Annotated in this window: 24 protein-coding genes; 4 read left to right on the top strand and 20 right to left on the bottom strand. The window is 45.0% G+C overall.

Annotated features, from left to right (window positions below; genetic code table 11):
• Window positions 1–217: 217 nt before the first annotated feature.
• The 4 genes from lysA to ASD24_RS13950 form a co-directional block, all read right to left on the bottom strand.
• The gene (lysA, locus tag ASD24_RS13965; protein WP_056696619.1) at window positions 218–1,549 is read right to left on the bottom strand and encodes a diaminopimelate decarboxylase; all 1,332 of its coding nucleotides are present in this window, start codon (window positions 1,547–1,549) and stop codon (window positions 218–220) included.
• A 101-nt stretch (window positions 1,550–1,650) separates the two neighbouring features.
• On the bottom strand, window positions 1,651–3,318 hold the full coding sequence (locus ASD24_RS13960; RefSeq protein WP_056696618.1) for a spore germination protein: 1,668 nt from the start codon (window positions 3,316–3,318) through the stop codon (window positions 1,651–1,653).
• A gap of 26 nt (window positions 3,319–3,344) precedes the next feature.
• Entirely contained in the window at window positions 3,345–3,767 is a 423-nt protein-coding gene (locus ASD24_RS13955; RefSeq protein WP_056696616.1) for a stage V sporulation protein AB, read from the bottom strand.
• On the bottom strand, window positions 3,754–4,410 hold the full coding sequence (locus ASD24_RS13950; protein WP_056696614.1) for a stage V sporulation protein AA: 657 nt from the start codon (window positions 4,408–4,410) through the stop codon (window positions 3,754–3,756). The genes ASD24_RS13955 and ASD24_RS13950 overlap by 14 nt, the downstream gene beginning before the upstream one ends.
• 149 nt (window positions 4,411–4,559) lie before the next feature.
• On the opposite strand from ASD24_RS13950, the gene ASD24_RS13945 reads away from it, so the two are divergent.
• Window positions 4,560–4,886 (top strand): hypothetical protein, encoded by a 327-nt coding sequence (locus tag ASD24_RS13945; RefSeq protein ID WP_056696612.1) that lies wholly within the window; start codon window positions 4,560–4,562, stop codon window positions 4,884–4,886.
• Between the two features lie 289 nt (window positions 4,887–5,175).
• Here the strand turns inward: ASD24_RS13945 and ASD24_RS13940 are convergent, their stop codons facing one another.
• Window positions 5,176–6,090 (bottom strand): AraC family transcriptional regulator, encoded by a 915-nt coding sequence (locus tag ASD24_RS13940; RefSeq protein ID WP_056696610.1) that lies wholly within the window; start codon window positions 6,088–6,090, stop codon window positions 5,176–5,178.
• Between the two features lie 115 nt (window positions 6,091–6,205).
• On the opposite strand from ASD24_RS13940, the gene ASD24_RS13935 reads away from it, so the two are divergent.
• Window positions 6,206–7,147 carry an EamA family transporter gene (locus ASD24_RS13935; protein WP_056696608.1) on the top strand — a complete coding sequence of 314 codons (942 nt, stop codon included), beginning with the start codon at window positions 6,206–6,208 and terminating at the stop codon, window positions 7,145–7,147.
• A 98-nt stretch (window positions 7,148–7,245) separates the two neighbouring features.
• On the opposite strand, the gene sigF is transcribed toward ASD24_RS13935, so the two are convergent.
• The 11 genes from sigF to ASD24_RS13880 all read right to left on the bottom strand — a co-directional run bounded on the left by sigF (window position 7,246) and on the right by ASD24_RS13880 (window position 16,031).
• Window positions 7,246–8,001, bottom strand: a complete 756-nt coding sequence (sigF, locus tag ASD24_RS13930; RefSeq protein ID WP_056696605.1) for an RNA polymerase sporulation sigma factor SigF — start codon at window positions 7,999–8,001, stop codon at window positions 7,246–7,248.
• Window positions 8,002–8,012: 11 nt separating this feature from the next.
• Window positions 8,013–8,468, bottom strand: coding sequence for an anti-sigma F factor (gene spoIIAB, locus ASD24_RS13925; RefSeq protein WP_056696603.1), 456 nt, complete (start codon window positions 8,466–8,468; stop codon window positions 8,013–8,015).
• On the bottom strand, window positions 8,465–8,818 hold the full coding sequence (gene spoIIAA / locus ASD24_RS13920; RefSeq protein WP_036663380.1) for an anti-sigma F factor antagonist: 354 nt from the start codon (window positions 8,816–8,818) through the stop codon (window positions 8,465–8,467). Before spoIIAA ends, spoIIAB begins: the two co-directional genes overlap by 4 nt.
• 142 nt (window positions 8,819–8,960) lie before the next feature.
• A complete protein-coding gene (locus ASD24_RS13915; RefSeq protein WP_056696601.1) occupies window positions 8,961–10,136 on the bottom strand; it encodes a D-alanyl-D-alanine carboxypeptidase family protein in 1,176 nt (391 codons plus the stop codon).
• A gap of 301 nt (window positions 10,137–10,437) precedes the next feature.
• Window positions 10,438–11,262, bottom strand: coding sequence for a purine-nucleoside phosphorylase (locus ASD24_RS13910; protein ID WP_056696599.1), 825 nt, complete (start codon window positions 11,260–11,262; stop codon window positions 10,438–10,440).
• 174 nt (window positions 11,263–11,436) lie between these two features.
• Complete coding sequence (locus ASD24_RS13905; protein WP_056696597.1) at window positions 11,437–12,327, bottom strand: tyrosine recombinase; 891 nt, start codon at window positions 12,325–12,327, stop codon at window positions 11,437–11,439.
• A 73-nt stretch (window positions 12,328–12,400) separates the two neighbouring features.
• A complete protein-coding gene (locus ASD24_RS13900) occupies window positions 12,401–12,643 on the bottom strand; it encodes a DUF4227 family protein (RefSeq protein ID WP_056696595.1) in 243 nt (80 codons plus the stop codon).
• 210 nt (window positions 12,644–12,853) lie between these two features.
• Window positions 12,854–13,321: a ferric iron uptake transcriptional regulator gene (gene fur / locus ASD24_RS13895; protein ID WP_024630961.1), complete on the bottom strand. Its 468-nt coding sequence runs from the start codon at window positions 13,319–13,321 to the stop codon at window positions 12,854–12,856.
• Between the two features lie 108 nt (window positions 13,322–13,429).
• A complete protein-coding gene (gene spoIIM / locus ASD24_RS13890; RefSeq protein ID WP_056696594.1) occupies window positions 13,430–14,059 on the bottom strand; it encodes a stage II sporulation protein M in 630 nt (209 codons plus the stop codon).
• A 161-nt stretch (window positions 14,060–14,220) separates the two neighbouring features.
• Window positions 14,221–15,444 (bottom strand): endonuclease Q family protein, encoded by a 1,224-nt coding sequence (locus tag ASD24_RS13885; RefSeq protein WP_056696592.1) that lies wholly within the window; start codon window positions 15,442–15,444, stop codon window positions 14,221–14,223.
• Window positions 15,445–15,446: 2 nt separating this feature from the next.
• Entirely contained in the window at window positions 15,447–16,031 is a 585-nt protein-coding gene (locus ASD24_RS13880) for an NUDIX hydrolase (protein WP_056696590.1), read from the bottom strand.
• A 140-nt stretch (window positions 16,032–16,171) separates the two neighbouring features.
• Here ASD24_RS13880 and ASD24_RS30290 point away from each other — a divergent pair, with 140 nt between their 5' ends.
• A complete protein-coding gene (locus ASD24_RS30290) occupies window positions 16,172–16,306 on the top strand; it encodes a Z-ring formation inhibitor MciZ (protein WP_156395445.1) in 135 nt (44 codons plus the stop codon).
• A 117-nt stretch (window positions 16,307–16,423) separates the two neighbouring features.
• Here the strand turns inward: ASD24_RS30290 and ASD24_RS13875 are convergent, their stop codons facing one another.
• Entirely contained in the window at window positions 16,424–17,560 is a 1,137-nt protein-coding gene (locus ASD24_RS13875; RefSeq protein WP_056696589.1) for a M20/M25/M40 family metallo-hydrolase, read from the bottom strand.
• A gap of 82 nt (window positions 17,561–17,642) precedes the next feature.
• Here ASD24_RS13875 and prli42 point away from each other — a divergent pair, with 82 nt between their 5' ends.
• Window positions 17,643–17,744 carry a stressosome-associated protein Prli42 gene (gene prli42, locus ASD24_RS30285; RefSeq protein WP_128102605.1) on the top strand — a complete coding sequence of 34 codons (102 nt, stop codon included), beginning with the start codon at window positions 17,643–17,645 and terminating at the stop codon, window positions 17,742–17,744.
• Between the two features lie 25 nt (window positions 17,745–17,769).
• Here the strand turns inward: prli42 and lipB are convergent, their stop codons facing one another.
• The 3 genes from lipB to ASD24_RS13860 all read right to left on the bottom strand — a co-directional run bounded on the left by lipB (window position 17,770) and on the right by ASD24_RS13860 (window position 21,247).
• Complete coding sequence (gene lipB / locus ASD24_RS13870) at window positions 17,770–18,477, bottom strand: lipoyl(octanoyl) transferase LipB (protein ID WP_056696587.1); 708 nt, start codon at window positions 18,475–18,477, stop codon at window positions 17,770–17,772.
• A 170-nt stretch (window positions 18,478–18,647) separates the two neighbouring features.
• A complete protein-coding gene (locus tag ASD24_RS13865; RefSeq protein WP_056696585.1) occupies window positions 18,648–20,084 on the bottom strand; it encodes a dihydrolipoamide acetyltransferase family protein in 1,437 nt (478 codons plus the stop codon).
• Between the two features lie 176 nt (window positions 20,085–20,260).
• Complete coding sequence (locus ASD24_RS13860; protein WP_056696583.1) at window positions 20,261–21,247, bottom strand: alpha-ketoacid dehydrogenase subunit beta; 987 nt, start codon at window positions 21,245–21,247, stop codon at window positions 20,261–20,263.
• Window positions 21,248–21,249 lie beyond the last annotated feature (2 nt).

Genomic DNA, 21,249 nt, shown 5'->3' with positions numbered 1-21,249 from the left:
ACACCGAAATGCGTTCAACCGCAAAATAATCAGCAATTTTTCTCGCACAATCCGGCTAAAAAGGGTGATTTCTGTCCGATCTTTTCTCGTCTTCAAGTTGTTCGGATCTGCTGTAACATAAGAAAGAAGGCAAAAGAGCAACGCTCCTTTGCCTTCTTCCTAAATGAGTTACTGATATACAATGCTATTGCACATGCCACCCACGCATCTATTGAAATTAGCGAGTTACTGGCTGTTTAGCGATACGCTCAGGTACCAAGTCATTCTGAATGATGTCCTGATATGTCTCACGACGAACGACTACATCACCTTGACCGTCTTTGACAAATACAACCGCTGGACGACGAATCCGGTTGTAGTTACTCGCCATGGAATAGTTGTATGCCCCCGTGCACGCTACGGCAAGCAAGTCACCGCTTTGTACTTTTGGCAATTCCAGATCCCAGATCAACATGTCTCCACTCTCGCAGCATTTACCCGCAACTGAAACGGTCTCTTGAACGGCTTCGTTAGCACGATTTGCAAGCACCGCTTCATACTTAGACTCATACAGCGCAGGACGAGGGTTATCTGTCATTCCACCATCTACAGCAACGTATTTACGTACGCCTGGGATGTCTTTGCTCGTACCCACTGTGTAAAGTGTGGTTCCCGCTTCACCAACGATACTGCGACCTGGCTCAACCCAGATCTCAGGTACAGCATAGCCAATGGTAGCAAAGTGATTTTTAACCGCATCTGTAATAGCCTTCACGTATTGTGAAACTTCAAGCGGTGTATCTCCATCGATATAGCGGATTCCGAATCCTCCGCCAAGGTTAACCACTTTGAATGCAACATTTAGACGCTCATACACACTTGCCGCAAATTCAGCAACACGCTGAACAGCCATCTGGAACCCTTCAACCTCAAAGATTTGGGAACCAATGTGAGAGTGAACGCCGAGCAGAACCAGGTTCGGTTGTTTGGAAGCCAGCTCGATTGCCTCGAACGCCGTTCCGTTGCCGATATCGAAACCGAATTTCGAATCTGTCTGACCTGTAGAAATATATTCATGTGTATGCGCCTCAACGCCAGGCGTTACGCGCAGTAAGATGTTAACTTTGCGGTTTTTGTCCGCAGCCACAGCTTGCAACAAGTGAAGTTCATTAAAGTTATCTACTACGAAGCAACCGATCTCTGCATCCAATGCCATCTCGATTTCTTCCAGCGTTTTATTGTTACCGTGGAAGTGAATACGTTCAGCAGGGAATCCTGCTTGCAATGCTGTGAACAACTCACCGTCAGATACAACGTCTAGTGAAAGTCCTTCTTCTGCAGCCAAAGCACACATCGCCATTACGCAGAATGCTTTACTTGCGTAAGCCACTTGGAAACCCAGACCCGAAGCGCGGAATGCATCCATATACTCTCTGCAACGATCACGCACTAATTGCTCGTCCACCACATACAGCGGTGTACCAAACTGTTCTTTCAAATCTGTTGCGTCTACTCCACCAATTTCTAGATGTCCTTGTGCATTTATTTTACTTGTACCATGTAAATACATAATCTGCATTCCTCACTTTATATACTGGAATTTTATCTATTCCAATGATTTTACACCAGTATACCAAATTAGGCATCAAGAAGAATGGATTTTTCAGCAGATCATTTGTGTTTTTTACTTTTTCGTGATTCTCCGTCTGGATCATCAGGCATTTTGGTATTATCACGAGTTTTGTTGAACGATGGACGTTTTTTATTTTCAAGCAATGGTAATCGGAATAAAAAATTCCCAAGCGCCTTTGCATTAAACGGTATGAACGGCCACAGATAAGATGAATTGTATGAACGATGGATTGTCAGCGCGATGACCAATAAGGTGGTACCGACCACGAATCCGGGTACTTTGAAAATAGCCACCGCAATCAGAAGGAACAGCCGTACCAGCCTGTTGGCTAGTCCAAGTTCATAACTAGGCGTTGCAAACATCCCTATCGCAGCAATAGCCATGTAGAGCACAACCTCATTAACAAAATATCCTGTTTTGACGGCAATATCCCCGACGAGTATAGCTGCTATTAAACCCATCGCTGAGGCAAGTGGTGTAGGTGTATGCACCGCTGCCATCCGTAAGAGATCGACACCGAGTTCTATCAGCAGAAACTGAAGAATAAGTGGAAGTTTAACATTCTCCTGTGGGCCGATAAAATCAAACCCCATCGGTTTAATGGCAGGATCAATCACCATGAGAAGCCACAACGGAAGCACAAACAGCGAGATTAGAATACCTGCGAACCGTACCCAACGTAGGTAGGTTCCCATGAAAGCCGTTTGCCTATTTTCTTCCGCATGCTCGCAGAGATCAAAAAAGGTTGTTGGCAGGATCATCACACTTGGTGAGGTATCTACAAAAATAACTACTCTGCCTTCAAGCAGATGAGATGCTGTAACATCAGGTCTTTCCGAATATCGGACGAGCGGAAATGGGTTCCACCCTTTGTTGATAATCGCTTCCTCCAACTGCTTATCGGCCGCGGGAATACCATCGATATCGACCCGTTTTATTTTTTCACGGACAGAATCCACTTGAACCTTATCCACGATATCATCAATGTAGACTACACATACATCCGTTTGTGTTCTACGGCCCACTTGCATGAGCTCGAACTTTAATCCAGGGTCACGAATTCTCCGTCGAACTAAGGCCACATTGGTCAAAAGCGTCTCTGTAAATCCATCTCTCGATCCCCTTACCACCCGCTCCAAAGAAGGTTCTTCAGGCGATCGAACCGGGTAACTCCGTGTGTCCATAATAAGGACGGAGCGATCTCCTTCAACAAACATCGCGCTCATACCCATAAGAACCTTTTTAATTACAGCGCTCATGCTATCTACTTTTTCCACCTGAATATGAGGAATGTAGCATTCAAAGTAAGATTTCAGCGCATGTTCCGACACTTGATCCGGAGTGAGATAGGTTAATCTTTTTAACACTTCAAGTAAAATCTCATCTTTGGCAAACCCAGTCAGTAGCAGTATCCCAACATGCTTGCCTCCCAGAACCATTTCCCGCAGATCTACGTCGAAGGACTCTCCGAGCCCTAATATTTGTTTCATTGTATTTTTGTTGTCACTCATACGTGGAGAGATCTCATCATTTTCCTGCCAGTAATGCACGGATTCTTCGACGCTGTCAGACATCTCATTTTGTTTTTTCTCTTGATAAGCCTTCTCTTCTTCTTCCTTTTGAATCTCATACGGTGACTTATTCACTAACTCTTCGGGTACTCCCTCACCATTCTCCTGTTCACCGTGATCTGATCTCACATCCATGTCCATCCTCCTTCAACCATTGCTCTCTAACGCTGGTATACAAAAAAATCGAATAACGAACCCGTCATCTTACCCAGAATCATGGCAAGCAGCAATCCAAAAAGATACGGCTTCATTCCTAGCCTTTTGGCAAGTACAGGCAATACGTTTAACACTTCCGTCAGTGCTGCCGCAAGCAAGCCGATAAACACACCGCAGAACAGCCCAATGATTGGACTAAGTAACAGCACCCCATGTACTTTCCAGTGCCAGAAATCTGCAACCGTGCCTACTAACGAGCCTCCGATAAGTGCACCTTCATACCAATGTGTTTTGTCATAGGATTGAGTCAATTGAGCCAGCCGTGGAATCATATCCAGTACTAAGATAAGCGCAATCACGCCACTTCCTACTGCGATTCCTCCAGCAATGCCGAGTACGATGCTAATCGCTCCATTAAGAACGCTCATCTGCACTCATCTCCCCACGTTCCTGGTCATGCATACGCTCGTTTTCCTGAATAACGACATACTGGTCGACATTTTGCTGGTATAAAAACATTTCCACTTCAAGAGGTGTCGGTTCTTCATTCCACTTCTTCTTGAATAAATGATTGAAGAACACTGCCATACCGAATCCAATCCCGATGGAATACGCCACCTGAAATAAATAGGGATGCTCATCTCGGCGGCCTGTAATCATCTCCACAATTCGAATTTGAACTTCCTGCATACTCACGTCCGCGTGAAAATTCATAATGGTTAATGCTGAGCCAAAAAAAAGCAGCAGCCACACCAGAATAAACAACGATTTGGACGGTTTGCCATTTCCCTCAATGACCTCAACCAGCGTATGTCCCGAGCCGATCAACTCGACACTGACATCGGGAAGCACACCTCGGATCTGGGGAATAATCTGCAGAATATCAATGAGAATCAGATTGCCATCTTCCGGTCCAGGGCGCAGCAGTTCAAGCTCAATCAGCCTTCGCTCCTGTTCTTCTGAAGAGGTCAGCACATGGGCGATATCCCGAAGCCTGACTTCTTTTCCCCGCTGGATGCGGACACGACTGCGCAAACGAATGTAGACCGTTGGAGTGGGTGTCAGGGACATCCGAAACACTCCTTTACTACGTAATTTAGGTAGGACGTATCTTAAAACTCACTTCTTTCGGAGTTCCAGATACGCCCTAGTATTTGAAGAATGTGCAAATTTATTACATGGGGGTTGGAAAAAGATTGGGACTGTGCAGGAGCTGCGGGATGGATTGGTTGCCGGTCGCTGTTCTGAGAAGGCTGGATGAGATACTCGCGGGCGTTCCAGTGACAGAGCAACCTTCCGATCGCTGTTGTCTCCAAATTCTTATCATTGTATTTCTAATCGGTAAGAAATTCGGAGACAAAGGCGAGCGCTTCGCTTCTACAGGTTTTTTCTGCCACTTCCACTGCTTGTGTATCAAAATCAAATCTTCACGCTCCGCTCCATCCCTCCGCTGCATCAGCTCCCCTTTGTCCAAACGCTTGAAAGAAATTTGCTGGGTGGGGGTAGGTGGAAAGGATATGGAATGTGTTTCGCTGAGGGATGAGTAAATGCCGGTCGCTGTTCTGAGAAGGCTGGATAAGATACTTGCGGACGTTCCAGTCGCAGACCAACCTTCTGATCGCTGTTGTCTCCAAATTCTATTCATTGTATTTCTAATCGGTTAGAAATTCGGAGACAAAGGCTAAAAATAAAAAAAGATCACCTTATCGGCGACGGATTTTAGAATGCTACTTATACATTTTCTTGTATGGAGTAGACAAAAAATTGTGTAAAAGTATACGCCGTAAACCTTTGGAAGGAAGATTGTTACGCCCAAAACTAGAACTAGAATTACACTTAACCATTCATGTCTACTCGTCTCTTTAACTCTATCTCCCTTCTGAATTTCAAAGGGGTTGTGTTCATTATTTTGCCGAATTGATTAATGTAATAGCTTGTGCTGTTAAATCCAACCTGATATGCGATCTCAGTTATACTCATTTCGGGAAGCTGAAGTAATTCTAGACTCTTCCGAATTCGATATTCCATCACATAATGAATCGGCGTTGTTCGTAACATTTGTTTAAAGTAACGACAAGTCTCTGAGCGACTTAGTTGTCCTGCCTTTGCAATATCCTTTAGCTTGACCGGTTCAGCATAGTGTACATGAATCCATTCCAGCATACCTTTCATGCGCTGATTACGTCTAATCTCGTTTGGATCGTACTCCAGCAAGCATCCGTTTGAAATAAACTGTTTCCAGATGGTGAGTAGTTGAGCAGAGATATCTAATTCATAATGTACAGGTTGAGTTCGCAGGTTCTGCTTAATAACTTGAATGGCCTGAAGGATCTTCACTCCCCAGCTCTGATCTCCTCGGATTAACAGATAAGGCACATTGGTCGCCGTAACATAAGGGTGTACAAATTTCATATATAGCTCTGCTGGCAGAATAAATTGCGGACTAAGATTCAAACAGATATATTTGCACACATTCCCCTCTTCAATATCCTCCGCCATATGCATGGAACCACTATTGATAAATATTCCATTGCCTTCGGGCACACCAATCTCCTCCTGATTTACTCGAAAGAGTGCCTCCCCCTGCATTACAAAAACAAACTGTAATTCATCATGCCAGTGAAGTGGTATATGACCATGTACATTATGAATAATTGTCGTTTCATAACAAGCGATTGGCAACGAAACGGTGCGATGCTCCGTCAGTTCCTTCAGATTTTGATCGATATGAAATTCCGTTTTGTCTACCATGCTCACCATTTATCCTCAATATATTTATATTTTTCAATCTAATATTGATATCAATATATACTATTCCATCCTAATATAACACTATTCTTATATTTTAGGACCAAGGTGTTATTACATGAGTAAACGATCGGTTGTACATTTTAATTCCAGAAAAAGAGGATTATTGTTGGTTTTGACCGGAGCGATCTGTTGGGGAGTGGGCGGAACCGTATCACAAAAGCTGTTTCAGCATTATGGCATTGAGGTCAACTGGTTTGTTACTGTTCGATTGTTAATTGCAGGCAGTCTGCTTCTAACCGTTCAATATTTCAGACCTATGCGCTCACAAATTCTAGACGTATGGAGAAACAAAGTAACAGCCTTTCAGTTAATCATTTTTGGTTTGTTTGGCATGCTTGCTGTGCAATATACGTACATGGCCTCTATCCAACATGGTAACTCTGCTGTTGCTACATTATTGCAATATCTGTCCCCTGTTATAATCATGCTTTACCTGATCTGGCGCAAACAAGCCGTACTGGGCTCCAAGGATCTATTATCTATTATTCTAGCTTTAGGCGGCTGTTATCTCTTGTTAACTAACGGCTCCGTGTCACAGTTGTCTGTACCTTTCATTGCAATCATTTGGGGGCTCTTATCTGGTATTTCCGCTGCCTTTTATACATTGTATGCTGCAAAATTAATTCGCCAGTTCGATTCCCTGGTAATCGTCGGTTGGGCCATGATAATAGGTGGAACTGCACTTAGTTTCATTCATCCACCTTGGAAATTTGAATTCACGAGCGTGCCCCTCGAAGCGTACGGGTATCTTATATTTACTATTATTTTTGGAACCATGATCGCTTTCTGGTTCTATGTCGAAAGTTTGCAAAGTCTCTCAGCTAAAGAAACCAGCTTACTCGGAAGTGCAGAACCATTAGCTGCGGTTGCCACAACAGTAATTTGGCTTCAGGAACCCTTTGGACTATTTCAATGGTTAGGCACGGCATGTATTATTGGTCTCATTTTATTAATGCAATTGAGTCGCCAAAAGGATCTTACCATCAACGACAAATAACCTTCTTCGCATTATAATGCGCGAAAGAAGGTTGTTAGTTGTCGTATATTGGTGACAAACCACGGTTTACATCACCATGTAGCTCATCCAAACACCAATCACTGTGCGATCTGATCGCGGATGGATTGCAAGATCTTTTTCTCCAGCCGGGATACCTGAACTTGAGATATCCCAAGTCTGCTGGCAACCTCAGACTGTGTCTGATCCCGGTAATAACGAAGGTATACGATTAGCCGTTCTCGTTCACTCAGACCACCGATAGCTTCGTTCAATGCAAGTTTGTCAAACCAACGTTCCTGTGATTCGTCAGCAATCTGATCCATTAGCGTAATTGGATCACCATCGTTCTCGAACACCGTCTCATGGATCGACGTAGGCGGTTTATTGGCTTCTTGAGCAAATACAACTTCCTCTGGGGTTACCCCCAGTTGTTCAGCTACTTCCTTAATCGTTGGCAGACGATCAAGATGTTTGGACAATTCATCTCTTTTTTTGCGAACTTTATTCGCCATCTCCTTAAGTGAGCGACTGACCTTTAATGTGCCGTCGTCACGTAGGAAACGCTGGATTTCTCCGATTATCATCGGTACAGCGTAGGTCGAAAATTTCACATCATAGCTGAGATCGAATTTGTCCACCGACTTGAGCAGTCCGATACAGCCGATTTGGAACAGATCCTCCGGTTCATAACCTCTGTTCATAAAACGCTGTACGACAGACCATACAAGTCTGATGTTGCAGTTTACCAGCGTGTCTCGCGCATCATGGTCACCCGATTGACTGAGCGCAATCAATCGTTTGACCTCGGCATCATCCAAATAGGTCTGTGAAGATGGTTTCACTTCAGCATCCATAAGACCAACCCCTAATTATACAATGCTTTCTTGGATTCAATCCTTTTCTTCATCTTGATGGAGGTGCCTCTGCCGGGCTCACTGCTGACTTCGAATTCATCCATGAAGTTTTCCATAATGGTAAAGCCCATACCCGAGCGCTCAAGTTCGGGTTTGGATGTATATAGCGGCTGCTTGGCAAGCTCCAGGTCTTCAATACCTTCGCCACGATCTTCCACGATGATCGTAATCATGTCCTCACGAATCTCCGCCTGAATGGATACAACCCCTTCGGGGTTATTGTTATACCCATGAATAATACTGTTGGTTACCGCTTCGGAAATAACCGTCTTCAGATCGCTGAGCTCGTCCATCGTAGGATCAAGCTGCGAGATAAAGGCCGCAACCGTTACACGCGCGAACGATTCGTTCTCCGACTTGGCCGCGAATTGCAGATTCATGAAATTTCTCCCTGTTCCTTCATTCATGAGACGACCTCCAGACCCGAGAGAGCAGTTCCCTCATTTTCGTAAATCGGCATAATCTTGAACAAACCCGACATCTCCAGCAATCGGTACACTGGCGGATTAACATCACATACAACCATCTTACCGCCTTTATTCTTAATAAGCTTATATCTTCCCAAAATGACACCCAAGCCTGAGCTGTCCATAAATTGCAGATCCTTCAGGCTGAGCACCAAGTGCTCGCATTGTCTCCGCTGGATCGCTTCATCCATCTGCATCCGTACCATATCCGCAGTGTGATGATCCAGTTCTCCCGATAGTCGCACAATCAGAATCCCACGGTGATGTTCCATTTCCACATGCAAGTTCACGTTTGCTCACTCTCCTCCCTGTCTTGAACAAGGATTTCTACGTTGCCCAAAGCATTTCCTGCACCCCGACAAAACTAGAAGAAAACCCCTAATTAACTACAAAATACGTTCAAGGATGCAGGTAGCACACGTAAATTGACGCTTAATCAAAAAGATTGGAAGTGGTGCGTTTGAATAGCTTCCACCAGCCGGCTTTGTTTACATCCTGTGGAGCCTGAATGTCGAACTCCTTAATAACCTCATCACCCTGATAAACCACGAGCTTACCTACACTTTGACCTGCTATAATCGGTGCTTTTAATTCTTTTGTCATCAACAATTCATGTCGAATATCGTTCGACTTGGCACCTTTGCGCATGAGCACACTATAATTTTGCGTAGCGTTCAGTGGCAATTCGGCAACCTCGCCTTTTTCAACTTTCAGACTACCCAGCAGATCGCCTGCTTTGTATAAAGGTTTCATCGTGTATTGACTAAAGGCATAGTCGAACATGGAGGAAACCTCAGCATTACGTGTTTTCGTGTTTGGTTCTCCCAGCACAACAGCAACTGTACGCAATCCATCCTTCATCGCTGTTGCTGATAAACAGAATTTCGCTTCCGAAGTGTAACCTGTTTTCAAACCATCTGCACCTGTGTAGAAACGAACGAGCTTATTGGTATTCACTAACCAGAAAGGCTTCTCTGAATCTTTCCGAAGGTAGTCCTGATATGCGCCAGTATATTTGGTAATGCCCGAATGTTTCAGTAATTCCCGACTCATGAGCGCAATATCATGTGCCGACGAATAATGATTATCAACAGGGAGCCCATTACAATTGGCAAAATGGGTATCCTTCATGCCCAGCTCTTTTGCACGTTCGTTCATCATCTGTACAAAAGCTTCCTCTGAGCCAGCAATTTTCTCAGCCATAGCTACAGATGCATCATTTCCTGAGGCCATAGCGATCCCTTTGAGCATGTCGTCTACCGTCATCTCTTCACCGGGTTCAAGGAAGATCTGTGATCCACCCATAGAAGCAGCATACTCACTTGTTCTCACTTTGTCAGTCAGCTTCAACTTACCTGAATCAATCGCTTCAATCGTTAAAAGCATGGTCATAATTTTCGTAATACTTGCCGGAGGCAGTTGATCATGACTGTTTTTCTCGTAGATCACAGTTCCTGTGTCTGCATCCATCAATATGGCTGAACGTGCTGAAGGCGCCAAATCCGTTCCACCTGTTGGGGTAGGTTTTTCTTCAGCAAGTGCTGTGGATGCCATCAGAGACAGCAAAATACAAAGGGTCATGAACGATGCCATTATACGTTTCTTCACGATCGGAAACCTCCTCAAATGACTTACTTAATGCATTTCCATGCATGTACTGCTAATCATTGTCGGCTCGTTTACAGTAAATTATTCCATGTAAAGCATGATTTCCCGAAACTTTTTTTGTAAAATGTATCGTCGAACAGAAACGCAAAAAAACATGCCCCTACTCACTGAATGTGATAGAGGCATGTCTCTTCAAAATGCGATAGTATCCTATAGAGCTGTAAGTCTAGGAAGGAACTATCCTTCTGGTCTTCAGTAGCCCAGTTATATGGTTAGATTACTAACCCGGCTCTGTAATCTATTACATTTGTGGAATAATGGCTACAACCAGCGCGAGGAAAGACTCACGCACCCGCTCTGTTGTCTCCATAACCTCATCATGGGAGAGCGGTTGATCCAGAATACCCGCTGCCATGTTGCTGATACAAGAGATACCGAGTACTTCCAGACCTGCATGGCGAGCCACAATAACTTCGGACACAGTGGACATGCCGACAGCATCTGCACCCAGAGTACGGAGCATAACAATCTCAGCTGGTGTCTCATAGTTTGGACCAAGCAGACCTGCATAGACACCCTCACGTACATTGAAGCCTTGGGATGCTGCAGTATCTTTTGCCAACGCACGCAAGCGGCGGCTATAAGCTTCAGACAGATCCGGGAAACGCACACCCAGTGCTGAATCATTAGGACCGATGAGTGGGTTTTTGCCTGTAAGATTCAGATGGTCAGAGATCAACATCAAGTCACCTGGTTCGTACGATGTGTTTACTCCACCTGCTGCGTTCGTTACAAGTACCGATGTAACTCCAAGTTCTTTCATGACACGAACCGGAAAAGCAGTAAGCTCAGAGCCGTAGCCCTCATACATATGGAAACGTCCTTTCATCATGACAACAGGACGACCTTTGATTGTTCCAACCAGCAGCTCACCCTCATGTCCTTCTACCGTAGATACAGGGAAATGGGGAATGTCTTGATAAGCGATACTCACACCATCTTCAATGAGTTCAGCCAAAATGCCAAGACCTGAGCCAAGAATCAAGCCTACTTCAGGCTTAACGGGGCTTTTGCTTTGAATATAAGATGCTGCTTCCAAAATCATTTGTTGAGTTAATGCTGTCATTACGATGTTCCTCCTTGAGTTGAAACGATCCGTTCATGTATGCAGATCAGCTCCAGGCTAGTCCCACTAGACGGAAGCATATGCTTATGTATACGGCGTTTAGTGTATTCAATTTATTCTATCCTAAATAGACAACATGTTCTGCATTTTTTTGCAAAAACATTCACGTCCAACCTATTTAGCCCGTGGATGATGTGTTTCGTAGATTTCCTTCATCGTTTTACGACCATGATTGCCATACTGCTGACCTGGCTGTTCAACATGACCTAACATGTCCTGAACGGCTCTTGTGTCGGCTCCGCTAGCAATAAGGTGAGCAGCAAACGAGTGCCTTAACGTATGTGGCGTAATTTCGCCCGGGATTCCTGCATCCACCGCAGCTTTTTTGAGCAATTTCCAGAATCCTTGGCGTGTCAGACGTCTCCCCGAGACATTGACAAAGAGCGCCTGCTCGTCCGAACTTGCTTTGAGCAATCGGCTGCGTTTCTCATCCAGATACACATCGATCCAATGAGCTGCAGGAGCACCGATCGGAAGAATCCGTTCTTTCCCTGCTCCGCCGCAACGAATAAACCGCATACTTGGCTGAACATCCCGGACATCCAGTGCAATCAATTCAGAGACACGAATGCCTGTGGCATACAGTAACTCCAGCATCGCACGATCCCGAATTCCTTGGGGTGAACGCGTATCCGGTGCATTAAGCAGCAACTCAATTTCATCGATGGTCAATACTTGAGGTGGGGTTTTATCTGCCTTAGGAGCCTCCACATCAAATGTAGGGTCTTGAAGTATATCTCCCCTGCGCATTAGAAAATGAAAGTAGGAACGTAAGGATACAATACTCCGAGCAATCGTAGCATTAGCGCGCCCGGACTGCTTTAACTTACCTACAAATAAAATAACGTGTGTACGCCGCACTTGACCGGCATCACGTATATCATATTCTTTCTCTGCAAATTCGATGAACTTGTCCACATCGCGAAGATACGACTCCAGTGTGCTGCTTGACATCCCTTTGTCTTCTTCCAAGTAAATGGCATAGGCGTGTATCGTCTGTTTCATGTACAACGCTCCTCATCTACAGAACTGCCTCGCGTGCAGCCTGTTACCGTATTTGCATTCCTAGATGCTCCAACTACTCTCCATACCAGTAAAACAAACGTAGCCGTTCGGCAAGTGAAGGTCGCCCTTCCCCATGAACTGTCCAATCCGTTTCCTGAAATACTTTGACCGCATTACCTGAAGGAATCTGATACTGATCTACAGGTGAGATCCAGCCGTTGAACAGATCTAGAACATTATAGAACAAATAAACTAATGCTGAAAAAAAGATTATAAACCGAATAAAACGGAGCCCTCTCCGTAGTGATATGATCATCGTTTGTCCGCCTCCTAGTCTCGATCCTAGCTCCAGTTCTACGAAGCCGGAACCTCATTCCCTGCACCAAATAAATGCGCAGAGAAGCGTCTATAGACAAGGTATGAGGACAAACACAAGAATATGACATTGGGTAAAGCTTACATCGAATCCGGTACCAAAAAAGCTCTCCCGTCAAAACCGCCGGTGAGAGCTTGAAGATATGCTATGTTATTCTTCATCTTTGGGTTTCTGGTCATTTTTTGCTTTGCAACGATAACAAATCCCATGGAAATCCAATCGGTGGTCTACCACCGAAAAGTTAAATTCTCGCTCCAGTCGCTCTTCAAGCGGCCCAAGCCAGTCTTCGCGTATTTCATCCATACTACCACATTGAACACAGATTAAGTGATGATGATGATGCTTGGACGTATCTCCGCGCAAATCATAACGGGCTACGCCGTCGCCGAAGTTGATTTTCTCTACAACATGCAGCTCACTTAGTAGTTCGAGGGTACGGTACACGGTTGCCAGACCGATTTCGGGAGCCTTTTCCTTAACGAGCATGAATACGTCTTCTGCGCTCAGATGATCTTCTTCATTCTCAAGAAGTACTCTTACGGTGGCTTCCCGCTGGGGCGTTAATTTGTATCCTTGGGACTGTAGTTGCTGCTTAATTTTATCGATCCGTGCTTCCATTTTCTCCCTCCCCCTAGGAAATCACTGCACACTGCAACTTAACCCACTTCTTTCATTATAGGGGGAGTGTATAATTAAAGTCAACAATTTACACTTTACTGCCTGAACCTATGCAGGTAGTAACATTGGCGTGACCCAACGCATCATCGCTGGTGTGACCCAAGTTTCAAAAGAAGCTACCCCGAGCAGCAGTGCTGCCATAGCCAAAGTTAACAATACATACGATGCAAAAGGTCTTTGACCACCGGGAGTACGTTGCATCAAAACCCGATTCCGAATGATATATAAGGAAAAAGTTATCGCAGATACACTGCAGATTAATAGCACGGGAATGACGAATAAATTGTGCGGAGCAACGGAAACAAGTGCAAACAGCAGCCCTTTCCATGAATATTGTCCAACAAGATATCCGACAGTAAATCCGATCAGCACACCTTTTAGAAAATCCAGTACGAGTATGCCTGGTAGTCCTATAACGGACAAACCAAGGATCCAGATCAGACCGACCCATTTCAGATGCAGTATAGCAATTTCCCAGTAGGTGCCGGTCTCTACAACCTGTCCCCCATGCTGCACTGTCATGAAAAAGTTTCCTAGGTATCCTTCCAAATCCTGACGTTGCTCTAGGGACAACGCATTAACCATCAACGCCCCGAAGATAACACCTACCAGGAACAGGACCGCCACAAATACATATAACGAGGTTTGACCTTTGAATATAAAGGTGGAAGATCGCACAGACACAAGTCTCCTTTCCGGTTGTCACGCTGCTGAATTTCGAATGAAACCCACACAGTCATTCTATGAACCGGAAAGAGAACGTATGACATCTTGTCCAGAATAGGTGTGATCCACAATTGAAGACTTATTCATTTTTATTGTGAAAGTTTCTAGCTCCATTAGTGATCTACACGGTCATTCCCAGCAACTTTACCATAAGTTCCACCGCCACCAGAGGACAGAGCTAGCTGACCATTCCTTGCTGCAACGATCATAGCCGCCATCACAGGGCCAACAACAGTGGCAAGTTCGCCTTCGCTCGTACGATGCAGCACATTCATCTCTGTACCAAATCGTTCAAGTAATTGACGCAGCTTCGCTTTTCCAAGACCCGGAATAAACTCTAATGGCACCTGATAATGATAGGCAGGTCTACTGTCAGGTACCTCGGGATTATCTCGATCAGCTATTGCAAGAATTCGGTCAAGTACGCCCTGAACAAGCTTGGTACTGCCACAATGTGGACAACGTTCCGCCGATAATGCCCGCTCATCCAATATACGACCACATGCCGAACAATACGTTCGATGATACTTGCCAAGCCTAGGGTTCAATCCATAGTTAGCGGTTATGCCTCTACCACCCTCGTTTTGCAGTGCCATCCGAAATTCATCAAAAGAAGGCGTCGCTAGTGTTAATTCATTGTATTCTCTACCAATCTTACCTAGTGAATGAGCATCTGAATTCGTTAGAAAAGGTACGTTATCCAGTTCCCGAATATAACTGGCCATCGTAGAGTCTGAGCTTAATCCAAGTTCAACGGCATCAATAAGACTCGTATCAAGCACATCAGCCATCCGTGATGCTGTACTTCCATAGATACCTTTATGCGGGGTAAATGCATGCGCAGGCACAATAAGTCCTCCGCGAGCCTTAATTTCCGACTGTATCTCAAGTGTTGGCACGTATACACGCTGTGAACTTAAATTTACATTTTTCATATAAAGCTGCATAAAAGCAGTAAACGACTTCATCGACGCTAAATCTCGAAAATAAGCAAGCAAATGAAACTCCCGCATGCCTGGCTCCCGCAGTTCAATCTCTGTGCCGAGCAAAATAGTGGTGTCCTGATAAGCGATCCCTCCACCTTCCAGCTCAGACATTGTGCCATCCTCCACTAACTGCTCAATATCCATCTGCACAACAGGTGAATGAGAATCAATAACGCCAAGCAACTGGATACCTTTGCGATCCGATGCTTCACGAGCAATGTTTTCAAACGTCAGATCCCGACTTCCACTAATCTTTACAGCTTCACCACGGGACGTTCGCCCAATATGAATGTGCAAGTCTGCATAACATGGCTCCCACAGATTACGTACGTCTTGCTGCTGATCATTCATCGTTATAGCCGTCCCGTTGTTCTGTACAGATCCCATGCGTACACCGCTAACATCGTTTTGGCATCACTAATCCGATTTTGATCCATTAAAGCGTAAGCCTCTTCCAGCGTAATTTCACTAACCTCTAAAAATTCATCCTCATCCAGAGCCATATCTCCGGCTTCCAATTCTTCAGCAATATACAAATGTATGATCTCGTCTGCGAATCCTGGCGATGTGTAGAAAGAGCGCACAAGACGAAGTGACTTAGCCACATACCCTGTCTCCTCGCGTAACTCACGCGCAGCTGCAACTTCTGGCTCTTCTCCTGGATCAAGCTTGCCTGCTGGAATCTCCACTTCGGTTCGTCCCATAGCTTGCCGGTATTGATCTACGACCAACATCCGGTCACCATTCAATGCAAGCACAGCTACAGCTCCTGGGTGGCGAACGATCTCTCGGGTTGCTGTCTGTCCATTGGGCAGCTTCACTGTATCAACCTGAAGTGTAATCACTTTCCCTTCAAAAATGGGCTGTGTTGCTACTGTTTCTTCGTCTAATTTAGGATTGGCTGGATGTGTTTGGTGTTTAGAATGCGTAGGATTCATGGTTGTCAACTCCGCTTCTTTGATTTTAATTTTGTCCTCTGTAATTCACATAAGAATATGGATGTATAAATCTTCGATTTTGGGCATATGGTGAGCGTATAGAGCAAGCTAGCCTATTATGATCAATCAGGAGGATACCAATGAACAGTTATCTGACGCCGCAATCCGTGCATTTGGTGGGACAAGCAAAACAAGTACAACTTATCCTTAGACAGTGGTTGCGTGAGTGGGGTCCAGATGCCAAACTAACAGACCTTCTCGCTGGCCGCAAATAAGTTCTAATCCGTATGCATGAAATATAACATGATTTTGCAAAAAGTCCGAATCCGGTACATAACCCGTTTTCGGACTTTTCACTACAACTACAACTTCAACTTATTTTCTAGGCTCTCCTACTTCGTACTCGTCGATGCCGTTTCCTTAATAATAGCAACAACAATTTCGGACAACTTTGCGATATCCTGCGCACGAATGCGTTCTTTCGTCGTATGAATATCTTCATATCCCACGGCGAGATTCGCTGTAGGAATATTGAATCCGTTGAAGATGTTGGCATCACTACCGCCACCAGAAGGGAATGTACTCGTCTCAAGACCTACGCTGCGAATAGCACGCTGTGCAAGCTGAACGACCTCATGCTCATCATGGAATCCAAATGCGGGATATAGAATCTCGCTGCGGAATTCAGCCGTTGCTCCGTATTTACGACATGTTGTCTCCAGCGCTTCACGCATCTGCGAAACTTGCAATTCTACTTTTTCTTGAACAATACTACGTGCTTCTGCTTCAATCTGAACAAAATCACATACCACATTCAAGGCAGAACCGCCTTGGAATTTCCCGATATTCGCGGTTGTCTCATCATCAATACGTCCAAGCTTCATTGCAGCAATTGCTTTGGCAGCTACCTGAATTGCACTAATACCGTCTTCCGGATTCACACCAGCGTGTGCAGACTTACCATAAATATTCATTTGAATCTCGGCTCTTGCGGGTGCAGCAACACAGATCGTACCGACTGCTCCATTGGAATCGAGTGCATATCCGAACTCAGCTTGGATATCATCAGGATTCATAGCACGTGCTCCAACCAGTCCTGACTCTTCGCCAACTGTGATAACAAACTGAATCTTACCATGCGGCACGTTGTTCTCCTGAATCGCGCGAATGGCTTCAAACAATGCCGCAATGCCGGCCTTATCGTCTGCACCAAGAATCGTTGTTCCATCACTGCGAATCCAGCCGTCTTCACCCAGTTCAGGCTTAATGCCTTGTCCAGGTGTGACAGTATCCATATGGCAAGTGAAAAACATCGGGGTTACCCCTTCAGTGCCTTCTGCTTCCCATGTAACAACGAGATTACCGGCACCATGCCCCGTTTTCTCCATTGTATTGTCCTCATATACGCTGAGACCAAGAGCCGCGAACTGTTCTTTTAACACCTTAGAGATGTTATGTTCGTTCTTAGTCTCACTATCGATCTGTACAAGTTCCATAAAATGATCTACGACACGCTTTTGATTAATCATAGGACTTTCCTCCCTTACGTGGATACGGTACAATAACATTACTGTGGTTTTTTATTTCTTGGTTGAAAGGAGTTCGCTCATCATGCAAAGAAAAAAATGGTTTCGCATCATTGTCTACATCATGCTAATCGCCATGGTTGGCTCCACCCTATTCATTGCTCTCGAACCATTACTATTTGGTTAAAACATGAAGTCTTGAACTGTCTCCATTACAGACGGTGAAGGGCTTCTTTTTCTGAGATCCAATTCATCTCATAGGAGAACAGCCTGCTGAAATAGGGGACGATATCTTGTGCAACCCGTTGAATCTCGTAGGTTTGTCCTGTCATATCCTCTAGTGAGGTCACCCCATATTGCTCAATGCCGCAAGGGACAATACCTTGGAATCCTTCATGCTGAATCCCTGACGTAACATTAAAAGCAAACCCGTGGCTTGTTACAAAACCTCTCCTCGTCTTACAACGATTGAACTTTACACCGATCGCGGCAATCTTCATATCCCCGATCCAGACTCCTGTGTACCCTTCTTTGCGTCCTGCATCAACGCCTTGATCTGCCAAATAATCAATGATGACCTGTTCTAGTCTGCGCAGATAGGCATGTAAATCGAGATCTTCATCTCGTCCGAGCACAAGCAAAGGATAACCCACAAGTTGACCAGGGCCATGATAAGTAATATCACCGCCGCGGTCAATTTGAAACACGGAGATTCCTTGCTCTCGTAATTGCTCCTCACTTAAAAGTAGATGCTCAGGATGATTTTGAGAACCAATTGTATACGTAGGTGGATGCTGAAGCAAAAGTAGTTGTTCCACCCCTACGCCTTCATCAAGTTGCTGCACAATCGCTTTTTGCCGGTTCCAAGCCTCTTCATAATCAAGCATTGGTATGTATGCCACATCCATAGGCTTGTTCATGATCTCCCACACCCTTTTCCTTCAATGTGCAATTTATTCATGAGCGCCCAACCATATACAGCGGGAAAAGTGCACGGCCTACGGCCATACACTTCTCCATAACCCTTCTTTTCACATCTAACATCGATGTTTCTATTCGGAATATTTAGTTACAGCATATCAACAAAAACTTAATAAACTTTGGTCTCCATGTTATAACCTTCGAGATTCTCTTTGACCCGTTGCAAGAATCGCCCACTGATTACACCATCCAGAATACGATGATCTAGGGACAGACAGAGATTCGCCATGGAGCGAACTGCAATCATATCGTTAATAACGACTGGTTTTTTGACAATAGATTCAAATGTCAGAATAGCCGCTTGTGGATAATTGATGATCGGTTGAGATAGGATTGAACCAAACGAGCCGGTATTGTTCACTGTGAACGTTCCACCTTGCATATGATCAAGCTTCAACGTTCCTTCTCGGGTTTTCCGTGCCAAGTCATCAATCTCACGAGCCAGACCCGCGATATTACGCTGGTCTGCATGTTTAATTACAGGCGTTAAGACCGAATCTTCTGTACCCACAGCCATAGATAGGTTAATGTCGCGTTTCACAATAATTTTATCGACGGCCCAAACAGAATTCATAATTGGGTAGTCCTTAATTGCATTTACGACACCTTTCATCATGAATGATAAGTACGTCAGATTGATGCCTTCTTTGCGCTTGAACTCATCCTTGAGTTTGTTACGCAGCATAACCAGATTAGTAACGTCTACCTCAATCATGGTCCAAGCATGAGGGATTTCCGATACACTTTGCCGCATATTACGAGCGATTGCATTTCGTACAGGGGTAACATCAATAAAGTATTCCGATCTTCCCTGTCCGCCGCCTTCCACTTCAATTTGCGGAATTTTCGGATTTTCGGTCAGATGAATGCCCGAATGTCTGACTGGAATGCCAGCATCAGCAGCCTGAACAGCTGCACCTGAAGCAGCACTAGAGACTTGTGTATCATTCCGATTCAGTCCACTAAACGGTGACGGCGAAGCAGCTGATACTCCAGCGGAAGCATTCTGCCCAGATGCTCCTTGTCCGCCTTGTGCAATGACTGCCAGTACGTCTTTACGTGTAATACGTCCACCCGCACCTGTACCTTGGATGCTCTGTAAATTCAAACCGTGCTCCGCAGCCAGTGTTTGTACTGCTGGGGAATAGCGGTTACGCATCGGCTGATTCGGATCATGTGTAATTGCACCGCCAGCATTTGTACGCGCCGATTGAACCGAAGCTTGCTGTTGACGAGCTGGCTCTTGATGTAGATCCTGCGAAGCCTGCGTCTCTTGTGTAGCCACGTCTTGTTCAGATGCTTCAACTTGCATCCGGCAAATGACTTCACCTACAGCAATAGTCGTGCCTTCCTCTACGAGAAGATCACCCATAATTCCATCAACAGTCGATGGAATCTCAGCATTAACTTTATCCGTAATGACTTCACAGATCGGTTCGTACTGCTCCACTTGATCGCCCGGTTTTTTCAACCATTTTGCTATGGTAGCCGAGACCAGCGATTCCGCCAGTTGTGGCATAATGACCTCGATCCATTTCATACTCATTGGTTTTATCACTCCAAACTTTACATTTAACCTCATATGGAAATTGTAGCATAACATGAACTTGGAAAGCAGTTATACTTCAGAACAATTTCATACAACGTTCTTGAAAAACAAATCTATACGTTCATGTTCAGAGAGATCGTTATTCAGTACCTTCAAACAACCTCTCTAGACCGTTAATACTCGGCGAGTGTGCGCATAGCTTCCTTCGCTTTATCCTTGCTCAGCATATAAAACTTCTCCAAGGTTGGGCTAATTGGCATAGCTGGCACATCTGGACCGCATAAGCGCTGAATCGGCGCGTCCAGTTCAAACAAGCACTCTTCACTAATTATGGCAGCAACTTCGGCACCAACGCCGCCCGTTTTGTTATCTTCGTGCACAATCAGTACTTTGCCCGTCAACCTTGCGGATGCAATAATGGCTTCACGATCAAGCGGTTGTAATGTGCGCAAGTCAAGAACGTGTGCTGTAATTCCTTCTTCACGTTCCAATTCTTCCGCAGCCTGCATAACGAAGTGCAACGGTTGACTGTATCCGATCACCGTAATATCTGCACCTTCACGAAGCACGTTGGCTTTGCCAATTGGAACGATGTAATCATCTTCTGGTACATCTTCCTTGATCAGTTTGTAACATTTTTTGTTCTCAAAAAAGAGCACAGGATCCGGATCGCGAACAGCCGCCTTAAGCAGTCCTTTGGCATCATATGCCGAATATGGAGCTACAATTTTCAATCCTGGCGTACCAAAAAAGATCGATTCTGGACATTGGGAGTGATACAGTCCGCCAAAAATACCGCCGCCAATTGGTGCACGGATAACAATAGGACAACTCCAGTCATTGTTAGAGCGATAGCGGATTTTGGCCGCTTCACTGATGATCTGGTTCGTTGCCGGTAACATGAAATCCGAATATTGCATCTCAGCAATCGGCTTCATGCCATACATTGCCGCACCAATGGCTACACCAGCAATTGCCGACTCAGACAACGGTGTATCCATTACTCGCATGTCGCCAAACTGTTCTTGTAGTCCTTTGGTCGTTGTGAACACGCCGCCTTTTACTCCAACGTCTTCCCCGAGCACAAATACATTCTCGTCTCGCTCCATCTCTTCCTTCATCGCAAGACGGATTGCATCAATATATTCCATAACCGCCATGT

It is taken from the genome of Paenibacillus sp. Root52, assembly GCF_001426865.1.
Taxonomy (GTDB): domain Bacteria; phylum Bacillota; class Bacilli; order Paenibacillales; family Paenibacillaceae; genus Paenibacillus.
This window is presented reverse-complemented; position numbering and strand designations above follow the sequence as displayed.